This window comes from Streptomyces sp. NPDC006326, from assembly GCF_040612915.1.
Lineage (GTDB): Bacteria > Actinomycetota > Actinomycetes > Streptomycetales > Streptomycetaceae > Streptomyces.
The window spans coordinates 83626-100555 of record NZ_JBEXRC010000023.1 but is presented as its reverse complement, the minus strand read 5'-3'; the positions used below and the strand labels follow the sequence as shown (position 1 = coordinate 100555).

Below are 16930 nucleotides of genomic sequence, written 5' to 3'. Positions count from 1 at the left end.
GCTCAGCTCTGGTTGAAGAAGTCGCGCGAGCGGCCGGCGGGCTCGCCGCTCACGATCTGGGTGTCGGCCGGGGTCAGCAGGAAGACCCTGGTCGCCACCCGCTCGATCGAGCCGCGCAGGCCGAAGGTCAGACCCGCGGCGAAGTCGACGACGCGCTTGGCGTCGGCGGGCTCCATCGACGACAGGTTCACGATCACCGGGACGCCCTCGCGGAACAGCTCGCCGATGCCGCGCGCGTCACGGAAGCCGTCCGGGGTGACCGTCGCGATCCGCCGGCCCTGCTCGACGGCCGACTCCGAGGCCACCCTGACCCGGGGGTCGGTGGCCCACTGGTCGCCCGGCCCCGCGACGGAACCCTGGGCGGTCTCCGCGTAGTCGTCGTCGTAGTACCGCTCGTCGTCGCTGTCCTCCACGAGACCCAACCAGGCACTCGCCTTGCGTACCGAACCCATGGTCGCCTCCTTTCACCGCGGTCAGTCGTCTTCTCTCCGCTGCCCCTATGGTCGTCCATGATGCTGACAACGCGCCAAGTGGATAGCCGCCGCGCAAGGGTTTCGTGACGGTACTGGTGCAGAACATCCGTTGCACGGTCAAGGATCCTGATGTCTACGGCTGCTGACTGAGTGAAAATACGACCGGTGCCGTCTTCCGGGTGAGCAGTGGAGGCGTACGGGTGAACGAGCGGGCTGGATACGATGCCCGTCCAGTACGCGCACGACACACGGGGGAGCCAGATTGTTCGGCATCGTCAGGCCTTGCACGCACCGGTTGGGGGAGCGGTTCAAGACGGAGTGGATGGCTCATCTGTGCGGGCTCTGCCTGGCACTTCGCGGGGACCACGGCCAGTTCGCGAGGATCGTCACCAACTACGACGGGCTGCTCGTCTCCGTTCTGACGGACGCTCAGTCCGGGCCGTCGCCGCGCTCCCGGCGCACCGCCGGGCCCTGCCCGCTGCGCGGGATGCGGACGGCTTCGGTGGCCAACGGGGAGGGGGCGCGGCTCGCGGCCGCCGTCTCGCTGGTCCTGGCCTCCGCGAAGGTACGGGACCACGTCGCCGACGGCGACGGGCTGTTGGGCCGTGCCCCGGTGGCCGCCGCCGCCCGGCGGGTGGCCCGCGGCTGGGACCGGGCCGGCTCCCGCACCGGGGCCTCGCTCGGCTTCGACACGGCGGTCCTCGTCGACGCGGTGGACCGGCAGGCGGGCATCGAGACGCTCGCCGGCCCCGGCACCCCGGTGCTCGTGGTGACCGAGCCCACGGAGACGGCGACGGCCGCGGCCTTCGCCCATACCGCGCAGCTGGCCGGACGTCCAGGCAACGCCGCCCCGCTCGCCGAGGCGGGCCGGTACTTCGGGCGGCTCGCGCACCTGCTCGACGCCGTGGAGGACCAGGCCGCCGACGCCGCGGCGGGTGCCTGGAACCCGCTGACGGCCACCGGGACCCCGCTCGCCGAGGCCCGGCGGCTGTGCGACGACGCCCTGCAGGGGATCCGGCTGGCGCTGCGGGAGGTCGAGTTCACCGACGCGGGGCTGGCCCACCGGCTGCTGGTGCACGAGCTGCGCACCTCGGTGGACCGGGCCTTCGGGGTCTCCGCTTGCGGGCACGCGGGGGCGAACGCCGCCGGGCAGGGCGGTTACGGTGCCCCGCCGCAGGGCTACGGCCCGGGGCAGGGCGGCCCGTACGGATCGGCCCCGTACGGATCGGGCCCGTACGGCTCGGCGCCCCACGGCTCGGGCCCGTACGGCGGGAATCCGTACGGCGGGAACCCGTACGGGGGCGGCGCGGGCGGGCCCGGCGGCCCCGGGATGCCGCCGCCCATGGGCCCGGGCGGCGGGCTGCCCCCGCAGAAGCCGCGCCGCGGGCTGCTCGCGGGCTGCGCGGTGGCCCTCGGGCTGTTCTGTACGTGCCAGCTGTGCTGCACGGAGCACGAGGGCCCGTGGTCCCGCAAGAAGCGGGACCCCTGGTGCGATGCGTGCGACTGCGGCGACCCCGGCTGCGGCAACTGCGACTGCGGGTGCGACGGCTGCTGCTGCTGTCCCTGCGACGGCTGCTGAGCTCCTGTCAGTCACCCGCACGTCCGGACGGCCTACTGAACGGTTCCGGTCCGGACCGTTGTGGAAGGGTTGAGCGGCATGAGCGATATGAGCGATTCCAGCGATGACGCAGACGATCCGAAGACCGCGTGGCAGGCCTGGCACGAGCATCGGGAGGCGGCCGTGTCCGCCCCGTACGGCCCGCTCTCCCTCACCGGCACCAACTGGCTCGCCGATCACCCGGAGGGGCGAATTCCGGCCGTTCGGGGGCGTTGGCGCGCCACCGCTGCCGGCGTGCGGCTGACCGCGCGCGCCGAGGACGGCCTCCGCCTGGACGGGGAGCCCTTCACGGGTGAGGTCGTGCTGTCCGAGGACGAGGGCCCCGCCGCGCGCTCACGGATCACCACCGCCGCCGGCGTACGGCTCGTGCTGATCCGGCGCGAGGGCGAATGGGCGGTGCGGGTCTTCGATCCGGGCTCCGCGGCCCGCCGCGCCTTCGCCGGCATCGAGGCCACCCCGTACGACCCCGACGTCGTGCTGCCGGGGCGCTTTCGCCCGTACGGCGAGAGCCGGACCGTCCAGGTGGAGAACGCCGACGGCCGAAAGCGCGGGTTCGGCCTCGGCGGTGAGCTCAGCTTCGCCCACCGGGGCACCGAGCACCGGCTCCGGGTCGCCGTCGACGCCGGGGACGGCAGCCTGTGGGCCGTCCTCGCCGATGCCACGGCGGGGCATTCCAGTTACCGTTTCCGGTTCCTGAAGCCGGGTGTTCCCGATCCCGGGGACGGTTCGCTCACCGTCGACCTGAACCGGGTGTTCCTGCCGCCCTGCGCCTTCGCGGACCACTTCACCTGCCCGTTCCCGCCGCCCGGGAACACCTTGCCGTTTCCGGTGGAAGCGGGCGAGCGGAGGCTGAAAGATGCCCTTGCCGCCCGTACCTGACGCCGGGACACTCCCGACAGCGCCATTCGGGGGCTTGTCAGGAGCACGACGAAATTCCAGTGCGCCCGCCGTACCCCCGGCTGCGCCTCACGGGCTCCGGCGCCCCCACGTCCGCCGGGCCCCCGATCCCTCCCGGGAGGACGAGAAGTGAGGATCAAGAGCGTTACCCGTACCAGGCTGCTCGCGGTGGCAGCCGGCCTGGCCGCCGTCGCCGGGCTCGCCGCCCCCACCGCCGCCAGCGCGGACAGCGGCTTCAGCGCGGCCCGGCTGGCCGCGGCCGGCGCCTCCGTCCAGCGTGCCGACGTCGCCGGCACCGCCTGGTACACCGACCCCGCCAGCGGAACCCTCGTGGTCACGGCCGACTCCACGGTCTCCGCCACCGACATCGCCAAGATCAAGCGCGAGGCCGGAGCGGACGCCGCGGCCCTGCGCATCGAGCGCATCCCCGGCAAGCTCAGGAAGCTGATCTCCGGCGGCGACGCCATCTACGCCTCCGGCTGGCGCTGCTCGCTCGGCTTCAACGTGCGCAGCGGGACCACCTACTACGTGCTGACCGCCGGCCACTGCACCGACGGCGCCGGCACCTGGTGGACCAACTCCTCGCACAGCACCACCATCGGAGCCACCGTGGGCTCCAGCTTCCCCACCAACGACTACGGCCTGATCCGCTACGACAACACCTCCCTCGCCCACGCGGGGACCGTGGGCAGCCAGGACATCACCAGCGCCGCCAATGCCACCGTCGGCATGTCCGTGACCCGGCGCGGCTCCACCACCGGCACCCACAGCGGCTCGGTGACCGGCCTGAACGCCACCGTCAACTACGGCGGCGGGGACATCGTGTACGGCATGATCCGCACCAACGTCTGCGCCGAGCCCGGCGACAGCGGCGGCCCGCTGTACTCCGGCACCCGCGCCATCGGCCTCACCTCCGGCGGCAGCGGCAACTGCACCTCGGGCGGAACCACCTTCTTCCAGCCCGTCGTCGAAGCCCTCAACGCCTACGGGGTGAGCGTCTACTGACGCCACCGGCCGGGCGGTGACCGCCCGGCCGCACGGCACGGTCCGGACTCCCGCCCGAACCGCCGGGCGGGAGTCCGGGCGTCCTCACAGGCCCGCCGCCTCCCGGCCCGGCTCCGGTTCCGGTTTCGGTTCCGGCCCCGGTCCCGGTTCTTCGAAGGGTCCCGGGCGGCCCCGGCGGAAGACCGCGCAGGCCAGGGTCACCGCCGAGCCGAGGGCGGCCCATGCGGCCAGCACCAGCATCGGGCCGGTCAGGCCGTTGCCCCGGAAGTACGTGATCGAGCGCGCGGCGTACGTCCCCGCACCCGGCGGCAGGGCCGGGCCGATGGCCTTCCAGAACGGCGGCAGCAGCGGGTAGGGGTAGGCCCCTCCCGCGCTCGGGTTGCCGAACACCACCACCAGCAGGATCGCCAGGCCGATGCCCACCACCCCCGCCAGCCCCTGGAAGGCCAGGGTGATCGCCCCGACGGCGAAGACGACCAGCGTCCCCAGGCCCCACAGGCCCATGATGCTGCCGGGCAGCGCGCCCAGGACCGGGCCCGCGATCACCGTGCCGAGCAGCCCGGCGGCGATCGCGTACAGCAGCAGCGCCCCCAGCCGGACGACGGCGCGGGCGGCGTTGGCGGGCCGGGCGCCGGCACTGACGGCGAGGATCGCGGCGCACAGGTAGCCGCCGACGCACCAGCCGACGACGAGGTAGAAGGAGCTCAGCCCGCGGGCGTCGCCCGCGTCGGCCGGTGCCACGTCGGTGACCTGGACGTCCCGGCCCCGGGCCTTCTCGGCGAGGCCGACGACCTGTTCGAGGGCCTGCGAGAGCGAGGCCCCGGAACCGCTCGCGACGAGCAGCCGGTCGGTCCGGCCGGACGGGTCGATGACCAGTGCCCCGTCCACGGTCCGGTCCCTGACCTGGGCGAGCGCCGTGGCCTCGTCCTTGACCGCGCGCGGGTCGAGCGGCTCACCTGGCAGGGCCCGCAGCTGCTGCACGGCCTGCCCGGCGGCCGGCGCGGCGGGGGCGGTCACGGCGAGCGCGACCCCGCTGGGCCTGGGGTGGTGGAAGGCCCCGATGTACGAGGTGATGAAGGCGAGCTGGAGCGCCAGTACCCCGAGGACCAGCAGGGCGGCCCGGAGGGTCACGGCGTCCTTGACCTCGGCGAGCCCGGCGTGGAAGCCGCCGGAGGGACCTGGGCTGGTGGTCTGGGTCATGTCTCACACGCTCGGCGGACCGGGGGTCCGACGCAGCAGGGGAGGACCGAATGGATGATCGAACAAACGTTTCGCACGAGTATTCGAATTGCTTTATGGTGGTGACAGGGGAGGTCGAAGGAGTCTTGGGCGAATCGAGCGAAGCAGGAGGCCGCGGGTGCCTGGGTTTACGCATCTGCACACCGTTTCGGGGTTCTCCATGCGCTACGGAGGCTCGCACCCGGAACGGCTGGCGGAGCGTGCCGCCGAGCGGGGCATGGACGCCCTGGCGCTGACCGACCGCGACAGCCTGGCCGGGACCGTGCGGTTCGCCAAGGCGTGCGCGGAGGCGGGGATCCGCCCCCTGTTCGGGGTGGACCTGGCGGTGGCGTCCCCGGCGGGCGCGGCCCGGCCGGACGGACCCGGCTCCTCCGCAGGGGGCTCCTCTGCCTTCGGCTCCTCCGGTTCAGGCTCCTCCGGCTCGGGCTCCGGTAACGGCTCGGGCTTCGGTCACGGCTCGGGCTCCGGTCACGGCTCCGGCGAGGCGTCCCACCGGCGGCGGACCCCCGTCAAGGGCGGCGCCTTCGTGGACGAGTCCGCGCCCCGGGCCGTCTTCCTGGCCCGCGACGGGGCCACCGGCTGGGCCGAGCTGTGCCGGATGGTCACCGCGGCCCACGCGGGGGCCGGGGCCGGCCGGGACGGCCTGCCCGTGCTGCCCTGGGCCGACCTGCGCGGTGAAGGGGTGTACGTCCTGCTCGGGCCCGGCTCCGAAGTCGGGCGGGCGCTGGCCGCCGGACGCCCCGACCGGGCGGCCCGGCTGCTCGCGCCCTGGCGGGAGGTCTACGGGAACTCCCTGCGCCTGGAGGCCGTCCACCACGGCCGCACCGGCACCGGCCCCGGCTCGCTGCGGCTGGCCGCCCGTACCCTCGGCTTCGCCGCCGAGCAGGGGATCCCGGCCGTGCTGACCAACGCCGTCCGGTACGCCGACCCCGGGCAGGGCCCGGTCGCCGACATCCTCGACGCGGCCCGCCGCCTGGTCCCCCTCGACCCGCGCAGACCCCTCGACAGCGGCGAACGCTGGCTCAAGGACCCGGCCGCCATGGCCGCGGCCGCCGACCGGATCGCCCAGGCCGCGGGGCTGCGCCCGGCCGATGCGCGCCGGCTGCTCGCCGAGACCCGGAACACCGCCGAGGCCTGCACGGTGGACGCCGAGGACGACCTCGGCATGGGCTCCGTGCACTTCCCCGAGGCGCACCTGGTCGGTGCGGCCCACCGCACCGCGCAGCGGGTCCTCGCCTCCCGCGCCACCGCCGCCATGGTGCTGCGCGGCTACGCCGGCGACGCCGCGTACTGGGAGCGGATGCAGCACGAGCTCGACATCATCGCCTACCACGGCTTCGCCTCGTACTTCCTGACGGTCGCCCAGGTCGTGGACGACGTACGGGAGATGGGCATCCGCGTGACCGCCCGCGGCTCCGGCGCCGGCTCCCTCGTCAACCACCTGCTCGGCATCGCCCACGCCGACCCCGTCGCGAACGGCCTGCTGATGGAGCGCTTCCTGTCCAAGCGCCGCCGCGTCCTGCCCGACATCGACGTCGACGTGGAGTCGGCCCGCCGGCTGGAGGTCTACCGGCGGATCATCGACCGGTTCGGCACCGAGCGGGTCGCCACCGTCTCCATGCCCGAGACCTACCGGGTCCGGCACGCCGTCCGCGACGTCGGCGCCGCCCTGTCCATGGACCCGGCCGTCGTCGACCGGCTCGCCAAGGCCTTCCCGCACATCCGGGCCCGCGACGCCCGTGCGGCCCTGGCGGAGCTGCCCGAGCTGCGCGGTGTGCGCGAGGAGGAGCACGGCCGGCTGTGGGAGCTGGTGGAGGCGCTGGACGGGCTGCCGCGCGGGATCGCCATGCACCCGTGCGGGGTGCTGCTCTCCGATGCCTCGCTGCTGGAGCGCACCCCTGTGGTGCCCACCAGCGGGGAGGGCTTCCCCATGTCGCAGTTCGACAAGGACGACGTGGAGGAGCTCGGGCTGCTCAAACTCGACGTGCTGGGCGTGCGGATGCAGTCCGCGATGGCGCACGCGGTCGCGGAGATCCGGCGGGGCACGGGGCAGGAGCTCGACCTCGACGACCCGGCGCAGGTGCCGCCGGGCGACCGGGCGGCGTACGAGCTCATCCGCTCGGCCGAGACGCTGGGCTGCTTCCAGATCGAGTCCCCGGGTCAGCGGGACCTGGTGGGGCGGCTGCAGCCGTCGACCTTCCACGACCTGGTCGTCGACATTTCGCTGTTCCGGCCGGGGCCGGTGGCCGCCGACATGGTGCGTCCGTTCATCGAGGCCCGGCACGGCCGGGTCCCGGTCCGCTTCCCGCACCCGGACCTGGAGCCCGCGCTGCGAGAGACGTACGGGGTGGTGGTCTTCCACGAGCAGATCATCGAGATCGTGCACGTCATGACCGGCTGCGGGCGCGACGAGGCGGACCGGGTGCGGCGCGGACTGTCCGACCCGGAGTCGCAGGCGCGGATCAAGGTGTGGTTCGCGGCGAAGGCCGCCGCCCGGGGTTATGCGGCGGAGGTGATCGGCCGGACCTGGGAGATCGTGGAGGCGTTCGGCTCGTACGGCTTCTGCAAGGCGCACGCGGTGGCCTTTGCCGTCCCCACCTACCAGTCGGCATGGCTCAAGGCGCACCACCCGGCGGCCTTCTACGCCGGACTGCTCACGCACGACCCCGGGATGTACCCGAAGCGGCTGCTGCTGGCGGACGCGCGGCGGCGGGGGGTGCCGGTGCTGCCGCTGGACGTGAACCGTTCGGCGGTCGCCCACCGCATCGAACTGGTGTCCGAGGATCCTGCGGTGTGGGGGCTCCGGCTCGCCCTGGCCGACGTCCACGGCATCAGCGAGGCGGAGGCGGCCCGGATCGAGCAGGGGCAGCCGTACGGATCGCTGCGCGACTTCTGGGACCGGGCCCGGCCGGGCCGGCCGGTGGCGGAGCGGCTCGCGCAGGTGGGCGCCCTGGACGCCTTCGGCGCCAACCGGCGGGACCTGCTGCTGCACGTCTCCGAGCTGCACGGCGCCCAGCGCGCGGCGGGCGTCCGCGGCACCCCCCAACTCCCGCTGGACGGAGGCCGGTCCACGGCCTCGGTCGGCCTGCCCGACCTGAACGAGGCGGAACGGCTCAGCGCCGAGCTGGGCGTCCTCGGCATGGACGCCTCGCGGCACCTGATGGCGGACCACCACGACTTCCTGGCGGAGCTGGGGGTGACCCCGGCCCGTCGGCTGCGCGAGGTCGAGCACGGCCGGACGGTGCTGGTCGCGGGGGCCAAGGCGGCCACCCAGACCCCGCCGGTCCGGTCGGGCAGGCGGGTCATCTTCACGACGCTGGACGACGGGACCGGCCTGGTCGACCTGGCCTTCTTCGACGACAGCCACGAGGCGTGCGCGCACACCGTCTTCCACTCGTTCCTGCTGCTGGTGCGAGGGGTCGTGCAGCGGCGCGGACCGCAGAGCCTGAGCGTGGTCGGCGCGGCGGCCTGGGACCTGGCGGAGCTGGTGGAACTGCGGGCGGCGGGCGGCCTGGACGCGGTCGCGGCGCGGCTGACGGAGCCGATGCCGGGATCGGGAACGGGGCCGGGATCGGAGCCGGGGCCTGCCTCCGGCGCACCGGAGGCCCGCGGGGACTCCGGCCGCCGCATCCACCTGCCCACCGGGTACGAGCTGAACCCATGGGCCGACCTCCAGCCGGCCGGTGACCGGGCCGCGACCGGCCGCAAGCTGTGGCACTCCAGTCCGGGGAGCGCGGGATGAACGCCCCCGCCGTCTCCACGGTGCTGTGCCTGCGGCTGCGACGCCCCGACGGGGAACCGCCCGACGCGCAGGCGTACGCGGGCGTGCTCACGCTGCTCGGCGGGTTCACACCCGTGGTGCAGGCCCTCCCGCCGGACACCGTCCTCGCCGATGTCCGCGGCGCCCTGCGCTACTTCGGCTGCGGTCCGGCCCGGCTGGCGGCCCTGATCCGGGTCCGCTGCCTCGCGCTGTACGGGGTGGACTGCGCCGTCGGCGCCGCCGGGAACCCCCTGCTGGCCCGGATGGCGGTCCGCGAGGCACGGCCCGGGCACACCCTGGTCATCCCGGACGAGCCCGCCGCCGTACGGGAGTTCCTGGCCGCCAAGCCCGTGGCCGCCCTGGACGGGGTCGGCCCCAAGGCCGCCCGGACGCTGTGCTCGTACGGCCTCGACTCGGTCGGCCGGGTGGCCGCCGCCCCGCCGGCCACCCTGCGCCGCATCCTCGGAGCCCGGGCCGGGCGCGAGGTGCACGAGCGCGCCCTCGGCATCGACCGGAGCCCGGTCCGGCCGGGCGCCGCGGCGCGCTCACTGGCCGCCGAACGGGCCTTCGGCCTCGACGAGCTGGATCCCGTACGGCACCGCCGTGCGCTGCTCTCGCTGACGGAGGAGCTCGGCGCCCGGCTCCGTACCCAGCAGCAGGTCTGCCGGGTCGTCTCCCTCACCGTCCGCTGCGCCGACCGCAGCACGCTCACCCGTACCAGGACCCTGGCAGAACCCACCGCGCACTCGGCAGCCCTGACCTCCGCGGCGTACCGGCTCTACGCGGGCCTCGGTCTCCAGCGGGCGCGGGTGCGCGCGCTGGCGCTGCGCCTGGAGGACCTCACCCCGGCCGAACGGGCCGCGCACCAGCTGAGTTTCGACCCGCAGGACGACAAGGCCCGACGGCTGGAGGCCGTCACGGACCGGGTACGGGCGCGCTTCGGCCCCCACGTCATCGCCAGAGGGACCCTCGCGGCATAGCGACACGGCAGTTTTTACCGACGCGTAACTTCCCTGTCTTGCTACTCGCCCGTAATTTGGCGGCAGCAGCACCCCCCTTGTGATCCGGATCACGGGACGAACCCCCACGCATCCCCCATGACCCGCAAGGAGATCACTCGATGCTGCCCTGGCGACGCCTGCTCCGCCCGCTGGCCGTCCTCACCCTCACCGCCGCCGCCCTCGTCGCCCCCACCGGCGCGGCGCAGGCCGCTACCGCACCCAGCAGCGGCTGGAACAACTGGTCCTGCAAACCCTCGACCGCCCATCCCCGCCCGGTCGTCCTCGTGCACGGCACCTTCGGGAACTCCGTCGACAACTGGCTCGGCCTCGCGCCCTACCTCGTCCACCGCGGGTACTGCGTCTACTCGCTCGACTACGGGCAGCTGCCCGGCGTGCCCTTCTTCAACGGGCTCGGCCCCATCGACAAGTCGGCCGGCCAGCTGAGCGTCTTCGTCGACAAGGTGCTGGCCTCCACCGGGGCCCCGGAGACCGACATCATCGGGCACTCGCAGGGCGGCATGATGCCGAACTACTACCTCAAGTTCCTCGGCGGCGCTTCCAAGGTCAACGCCCTGATCGGCCTCGCCCCCGACAACCACGGCACCACCCTGGCCGGGCTCACCCAGCTGCTCCCGTACTTCCCCGGCGCCGAGGACCTGATCAGTTCCGCGACCCCGGGCCTGGCCGACCAGATCGCCGGATCCCCCTTCGTCACCAAGCTGAACGCGGGCGGGGACACCGTCCCCGGGGTGCAGTACACGGTGATCGCGACGAAGTACGACGAGGTGGTCACGCCGTACCGGACCGCGTTCCTCCAGGGCACCGGCTCCAACGTGCGCAACGTCGTGCTCCAGGACCTGTGCCCCCTGGACCTCTCCGAGCACGTCGCCATCGGACTCACCGACCGCATCGCCTGGCACGAGGCGCTGAACGCGCTCGACCCCGCGCACGCCGAACGGACCACCTGCGCCTCGGTCTTCGAGTAGGCGCAGCCGGTCCGGAGGGCATCGGCGGCCGCTGATCAGCGGCCGTGGCGGCCTGGCGCCGTCGCGCGGCGCCGGGCCACCGCGAACAGCACGGCCGAACCGGCGGCCAGGACGCCGGCCCCGGTGATCGCGATCGCCGGAGTGGCGCTGTCGGCGCCCGTCTCGGCGAGGTCGGCGGCCGTCCGGGCCGGCGAGGAGGACACCGGGGCGAGGTCGGTGCTGCCGTTGGTCTTCGGGTCGTTGTCGCCGTGGCCGTTGTGCTCCACGGTGGACTTGCTCTCGCCGTCGGCGATCTGCTGGTCCGTCGGGGCCTTGGGCGGCGTCTGCGTGGGCTGCGCCGACGGCTTGCCGCTCGGCTTCGCGGTCGGCACGGTGCTCCCGCCGGCGCTCCCGCCGCTGCCGCCCCCGCTGTCCTTGCCGAACACCACGTCCGAGCAGGTGTAGAAGGCCTCCGGGCTGTCCGAGCGCTGCCAGATGCTGTAGATCAGGTGGCGGCCGGACTTCGCCGGGACCGTGCCGGAGAAGACGTACTCGCCGTTCTGCATGCCCGGGTCGGTGGCCTTCGCGAACGGCTCGGGCTCCAGGTCGGACCACTTCAGCGGCTTGGCCGGGTCGTAGCCGTCCTTCGTGACGTACAGCTCGAAGGAGCCCTTGTGCGGGGCGGTCCCCTTGTACCGGAACGTGTGCGGGCCGGAGGTCATCGGGCCGGCGGGCCAGTCGGCCCGGGCCAGGTCCAGACCCCGGTACTTGTCGTTCCCGGCGGAGCACAGCTGCCCGTTCGGGATCAGCGCCCGGTGGTTCCCGGCCGCATTGGCGATGTTCACCGCGTTCCAGTCGTAGAACGCCTGCGCACCGCTCGCCGCCACCGCCGCCTTGCACGCCGCGGACTTCGGCGCCTCCGGCCCTTCCGCGTAGCAGGCCGCCACCCGGCTGACCGGGTCCGTCATCGAGCCGTGGGCGGCCGCCGGCGCGACCGCGTACGCGGCCACCGCCAGCGGGGCGAGGCCGACTGCGGCGATACGGGTCACGGAGCGACGGCGTACGGACATGGGCGGATCTCCTTCGGCGGCGGGCCGGGGCACCTGGTCACGGCGCGCACCGGCGGAATCAGCCTGCGCGGCGCCGACCCCCCGTAGGTCCGGCGCCGCGCCAGGCCCTCCCTGGCCCCGCCAAACTAGCCCCCCCCCACCGGCGGTTCCGCCCGATCGGGCCCCCTGGCGGAGATCCTTAGGCTCCTCTTAAGGCGGGGCTACGAGGGGCATCAGGTAGCAGCTCCCAACTGCTCAGTGAGCACTGAGGTGAAGGCGTCCAGCGTCCGCCAGAGTCCGGGGGAGTCCGCCGCGGACTGCTGGGGATGGCTCCCCGAGGGCTCCTCTGTACGCACAGATGGTTGCCGCCTACTCGGAACGAATGAACCACAAGACCCGCTCTGAAGTGGAAGGGTGGAGCCGCTTCGTAGCAAAGGGGGAAGCCATGTACGTCCCGTCGGACCGACCCGCAGATCGATTCGTGCCGGCACCTGGTGGCCTTCATCGGCTGCACCTCGTCGAGTACGTCGGCGGGCTACGTCTCTGCGAAGACGAGACCGGTCTTTTGGTCGGCCCGACGGATCGACGGCTGCAGCGAGCCGGGCTCTACGTGACCAACGTGCGAGGGGTGAGCTACTACCCCGAGGCGGCCCACCGGGCCGATCTCGGGCCCGGCCGCCCACTGCGGCTGGTTCGTGAGCCCGATAACCCTCACGACCCGTTCGCGGTGGCCGTGCACCCCAACTACGGAAAGGAACCGATCGGCTACGTGAACCAGCAGAAGGCCCGTTACTGGTCCAAATTGATCGCCGAAGGCGCACGCCTCACGGCGGTGAGCCTGCGGGGGACAGGACCGCGGGACAGGACCGGGAGTCGGCTGCGACGCGGCCGCCGTTTCGGCGGCGGCACCATCACTCGGTGGGCAATCGCTAGGGAAAAGCCGCCCACGAGCCAGATCGAGGCCACCCATGGATTAGCCGGATTATCCTCCCCGCTGCGGTAACGGAGGCCTTGGAGGCTCAGGCCCTTCTGGACCGCCCATGCCAAGGTCATTGCAGCCAGCAGCCCAGCGATGGCGCCGAAAGCAAATGCCCGGCTGTAGGCGTCCGGTTTGGTGCGGGGAGGCGTGTTTCTCGGCCGGTAATACGCTGCGAGGAGCAGGGCTAACGTGATGCCGACTCCTGTGCTCAGCCAACCATAGGGGCCTTCCCCCAGAGCCAGCGTCACCACAGCTGCCACGGCAGCCGATCCCAAGGCAGCTTCGTCGACTCGACTGTGGCCTGTATTGCCATCGAGGCTCATACGATCACGCTAAGCGATCATGTGGTGCTTTGCATGACTACTTACTCCGACTGATTGATCCTTCACTCTCCAGCTGGCTGCACGCTGCCATCGCCATGCCGACGACCTGAACGAACACTGCTTCGTAAGCTCGCCCGGCCACAGACGGCGCGACAGGATCGACCACCACTCACAGCGGAAAGAACATTGGCGCGGTCAGCCCGGGTCCTGCGAGGTGCGTGCACGTTGCCGTCAACGACTGCCGTCAGAGGCTTTCCACCAGGGACGGCGCTTCCCGGACCCGTGGCTCCACCGGCTTCGGCCGTCAGTTCAGGACGCAATCGAGGACTCTCCATCGGATGGGGCAACCCGGCGTGCGTCACCATGGCGCGGCAGCCACCCTGAGTGCATGGCACAGTGGAGGCTGCGGGTGCGGCGAGTGCTGTTCGGCGCAGGCCTGGCATTGACTGCGCTCGAGTTGGCCGCGTTCGGAATTGCAGACGCCGGCGGCGCACTGACCCTTTCTGGTCGGATCAGTGGGGTCATTTTTCTAGTGGCAGCACTGACGGAGATCGCCGCGATCATCGCGTTTCGCGACCAGCTGAGCCCAAGACCAGCCAAGCACTCCGGCCTACTCATCCTTACCGGCGTCCTGATCTCACTGACAATAAACCTGACACTACTCGCCCTGCAATTGGACAGCCGGAGCTATACCCACCTTGTTTGGGTTTGGGTCACACTATTTCCGTGGTCCTGCTGGGCCCTCTGGCGAATCCACTGCAGCGGCGTTTGGAGCACCCTCCCGCGCACCCAGGGCATTGCCGTTGGCGCGGTCGCCACGAGCTTGCTCGCGGTAGCCAATTTCACATACACCCAGATCTATCAACCGTACACTTCACCTGCCCTTGTTACCACGACGGCGGAATTTGGCAAGGTGATCACTTTGAAGGAAGGCGGCGCTGCAGCCGCCTCCATTCGACTGCGCACCAAGAACACGGGCAGGGTCGGCGTCTATATTCTCGGCTCGCTCTACGTTGTCGCAGGCCAAAAGGCCTCGTTCAGCAATCAACGCCGAACCCTTCAGGACTGGAAGAAGGATCTAGATCGGGGAAATAGGGAACTCTCTTTGTACACACCCAAAGAGACACGGGATGCGGTGGCCCAGGGGGCGTTCATCGGAGAGGGAAGCACGCTAGAACCCGGGGCGGAAGTTGTCACCGAAAGAGTAATTCAATTTCCGGCAGATAGTCGATATGACTCGATCAGCGTCATCGGGAATGTTATCTTTTTGCGAAAAGATCGCGGGACGATTGTCAGCGTTAGAGAGCCATTTCCGCTAGATTCACCGCCAGACGATGCCGACCGTATGCGCGTCGGGCGCACAGCCCGCATCTATGAAAGCTCGGCAGTGCTTGAACTTACCCGATCCCCCCAATATGCGTCAGTCTGGTGGGTAACCGGGGGGAGGGAGGCTAAATCTTCCTGGTCCTACCTGTCGGCCGAAATTGCACCCGAAAGCGAAAGGAACTTTAGGCTACAGCTACTGAGTGAGACTCACATGCGCCGGATCCAAGAGAGGTATGGATTGGGGTGGTCGTTTACTGGATACGCCGAAAAGTCACTGAAGGAGCTCATGGATCAAAAGGATGATTGATTGCGTACAGGCGGTTCCAATACGTCCCGACCGGGGGCCGGGCCAAGCCTTGCTCGGCTTGGAGCCGCGAGCGGAGCGAACTGAACCGTGAAGTTGATGGGGCCAGGCGGAGTCGCGGCGTTATCTCATCAAACCCACGCCGCCTGGCGCGCGGCCCACGGCCGGGCTGGAGCGGGGCGTAGACAGGAGCGTGGGCCCGGGCGACGGGCGCGCTCGCCTCGCCGTGCGCCGCGGGTGCCTTGATGGAGTATCTGGCCCCCAACTGAAGCGGGAAGCCTAGGAACGTGAGGGTCCTGCACCCGGAGCTCGTCTAGGAACACGCCGTGGGGCACGCAACTCACCGATACGCGGAGCGCCAGCCGTGCCTCACATTGGTCAAGGGCAGCAATCGTTTGGCTACCTTGCCGTCAGGTATTGCCGACACGCTAGACCGAACGCCCAACAAGGTACGCCCGGCCATGGAAGGGTGAAGCGACTCCGCACCGAAGGGGGAAGCCGTGTACGTTCCGTCGGACGGGCCCACAGACCGATTCGTGCCGGCGCCCGGCTGCCTTCATCGGCTGCACCTCGTCGAATACGCAGGGGGCCTGCGGCTCTGTGAAGACGAGACGGGGCTGCTGGTTGGCCCGACTGATCGACGGCTTCAACGTGCTGGGCTCTACGTGACGAACGTGCGAGGGCTCAACTACTACGCGGAGGCAGTGCGCCGGGCCGATCTGAGCCCAGGACGCCCCTTGCGGCTGGTACGGGAGCCGGACAATCCCCATGACCCCTTCGCCGTGGCGGTGTATCCCAACTACGGCAAGGAGCCCATCGGCTACGTGAACAGGCAGCAGGCTCGTCACTGGTCCAAGGTGATCGCCGACGGCACACGCCTCACAGCGGTGAGCTTGCGCGGGACGGGGCCGGGAGAGAATTGCGATGCTGTTGCCGTGTTGGCCGCCGCTCCGGAGGTAGTGGCCCACCTCATGTCTCCCCGGCCGGCTGATCTCCCTCGGCCCGCCTACCTCCACTAGCCGTGGCTTGAGGCCAGTCTGCGCGTACTGGCCATCCGCACCTCGCGGTCTGCCTTCATCGCACCGAGCCGTTCGGCATCACCTAACGGACGTAGGCGACAAGCAGCACCACCGCTGCGGCACCGAACCATAGAGGTATGCCCGTCTTCGTGTACCGACCTCGGTTGTCCTTGGGTTGCGGTCGTCGGCGCTTCGCCATGCTGCCCCCTCACTGACCCCGGTGGTCCTCAGGACAGGGTGTTGCCAGGGGTGCCGTGAGCGGCAGCTGTATGACGAGCGCGGCAGGAGCACTTCGGGGGCGCAACGCAGTACCCAGCACTTGAGCGCGCTCGCACGGTCTCCAACCGCTGCCGTCTGCATCGCGATTCCATAGTCTTGAAGGCGGTCTGGTCGGGCAGCGGGCAGTACAACCAAGTTGCTCAGTCACGCCGTTGGAGCCACCGCCTCCTCTCGAAGGGACCAGAAGCTTCGAGGGCGACCTCCTCGCGCAGACCGTCCTCAAGCACGCTGCCGGCCTCGACCCGGGCAATGAGGTCCGGATGACCTCAGCCGAGTGGCTACACGCCCTCACTCAGCTCTACACCGGCGAGGATTTCCGGCCGCTGCCCAAGGGGTGGCCCACCACCGGAAAGGTCCTCTCCGACCGTCTCAAGCGGCTCCAGCCCACCCTCGCCGCACGCGGCGTCCTCATCGACTGGGGCCGCACCAAAACCGCCCGCTACATTGAACCCGGCCCGCCGCCCTGGAGCCCCACGAGCAGGCGGCGGCGTTCTAATCACCGCGATCACGCGGCTCCCGCACCAAGCAAGAAGAGCACCCCGGCGGGGCCGCCCGCGTGCTTCTCTTGCTTGTCCGGCGGCTTGCCGCCGCTGCAAGGGACGTGCCGCGCAGCGGCCCTCTCCTCGCGCTTGAAGACGCAACGCACCACAACAGAACCCCCTTCTTTTTCCTAAGAGAAGAGACGCTGCGTCA

General features: G+C 71.2%; 12 protein-coding genes and 1 pseudogene. 10 read left to right on the top strand and 3 right to left on the bottom strand.

Annotation, left to right across the window (positions count from 1 at the left end):
- Positions 1-2: 2 nt before the first annotated feature.
- Positions 3-452, bottom strand: coding sequence for a cell division protein SepF (gene sepF / locus ABZ128_RS19540; RefSeq protein ID WP_356849785.1), 450 nt, complete (start codon positions 450-452; stop codon positions 3-5).
- Between the two features lie 283 nt (positions 453-735).
- On the opposite strand from sepF, the gene ABZ128_RS19535 reads away from it, so the two are divergent.
- The 3 genes from ABZ128_RS19535 (at position 736) to ABZ128_RS19525 (ending at position 3993) form a co-directional block, all read left to right on the top strand.
- On the top strand, positions 736-2052 hold the full coding sequence (locus ABZ128_RS19535) for a DUF5685 family protein (protein ID WP_356849784.1): 1317 nt from the start codon (positions 736-738) through the stop codon (positions 2050-2052).
- A gap of 78 nt (positions 2053-2130) precedes the next feature.
- Positions 2131-2970: a DUF1684 domain-containing protein gene (locus ABZ128_RS19530; RefSeq protein ID WP_356849782.1), complete on the top strand. Its 840-nt coding sequence runs from the start codon at positions 2131-2133 to the stop codon at positions 2968-2970.
- 147 nt (positions 2971-3117) lie between these two features.
- Positions 3118-3993: a S1 family peptidase gene (locus ABZ128_RS19525; RefSeq protein ID WP_356849781.1), complete on the top strand. Its 876-nt coding sequence runs from the start codon at positions 3118-3120 to the stop codon at positions 3991-3993.
- Positions 3994-4077: 84 nt separating this feature from the next.
- Here ABZ128_RS19525 and ABZ128_RS19520 read toward each other — a convergent pair whose 3' ends face one another.
- Positions 4078-5193, bottom strand: a complete 1116-nt coding sequence (locus ABZ128_RS19520) for a DUF3533 domain-containing protein (protein WP_356849780.1) — start codon at positions 5191-5193, stop codon at positions 4078-4080.
- A 199-nt stretch (positions 5194-5392) separates the two neighbouring features.
- Between ABZ128_RS19520 and dnaE the strand changes: the two genes are divergently transcribed.
- The 3 genes from dnaE to ABZ128_RS19505 all read left to right on the top strand — a co-directional run bounded on the left by dnaE (position 5393) and on the right by ABZ128_RS19505 (position 10979).
- Positions 5393-8974, top strand: coding sequence for a DNA polymerase III subunit alpha (gene dnaE / locus ABZ128_RS19515; RefSeq protein ID WP_356849779.1), 3582 nt, complete (start codon positions 5393-5395; stop codon positions 8972-8974).
- Positions 8971-9972: a hypothetical protein gene (locus ABZ128_RS19510; RefSeq protein ID WP_356849777.1), complete on the top strand. Its 1002-nt coding sequence runs from the start codon at positions 8971-8973 to the stop codon at positions 9970-9972. Before dnaE ends, ABZ128_RS19510 begins: the two co-directional genes overlap by 4 nt.
- A 140-nt stretch (positions 9973-10112) precedes the next feature.
- Positions 10113-10979, top strand: a complete 867-nt coding sequence (locus tag ABZ128_RS19505) for an alpha/beta fold hydrolase (RefSeq protein WP_356849775.1) — start codon at positions 10113-10115, stop codon at positions 10977-10979.
- Between the two features lie 35 nt (positions 10980-11014).
- Here ABZ128_RS19505 and ABZ128_RS19500 read toward each other — a convergent pair whose 3' ends face one another.
- A complete protein-coding gene (locus ABZ128_RS19500) occupies positions 11015-12028 on the bottom strand; it encodes a lytic polysaccharide monooxygenase (protein WP_356849774.1) in 1014 nt (337 codons plus the stop codon).
- 361 nt (positions 12029-12389) lie between these two features.
- Here ABZ128_RS19500 and ABZ128_RS19495 point away from each other — a divergent pair, with 361 nt between their 5' ends.
- From ABZ128_RS19495 to ABZ128_RS19480, 4 genes and pseudogenes are all read left to right on the top strand, one after another.
- Positions 12390-13010: an HIRAN domain-containing protein gene (locus ABZ128_RS19495; protein ID WP_356849772.1), complete on the top strand. Its 621-nt coding sequence runs from the start codon at positions 12390-12392 to the stop codon at positions 13008-13010.
- A 687-nt stretch (positions 13011-13697) separates the two neighbouring features.
- Positions 13698-14942 carry a hypothetical protein gene (locus tag ABZ128_RS19490; RefSeq protein WP_356849770.1) on the top strand — a complete coding sequence of 415 codons (1245 nt, stop codon included), beginning with the start codon at positions 13698-13700 and terminating at the stop codon, positions 14940-14942.
- 497 nt (positions 14943-15439) lie between these two features.
- Positions 15440-15958 carry an HIRAN domain-containing protein gene (locus ABZ128_RS19485; protein ID WP_356849769.1) on the top strand — a complete coding sequence of 173 codons (519 nt, stop codon included), beginning with the start codon at positions 15440-15442 and terminating at the stop codon, positions 15956-15958.
- Positions 15959-16428: 470 nt separating this feature from the next.
- Positions 16429-16733, top strand: a pseudogene (locus tag ABZ128_RS19480) (ATP-binding protein); the annotation flags it as partial.
- Positions 16734-16930: the final 197 nt, after the last annotated feature.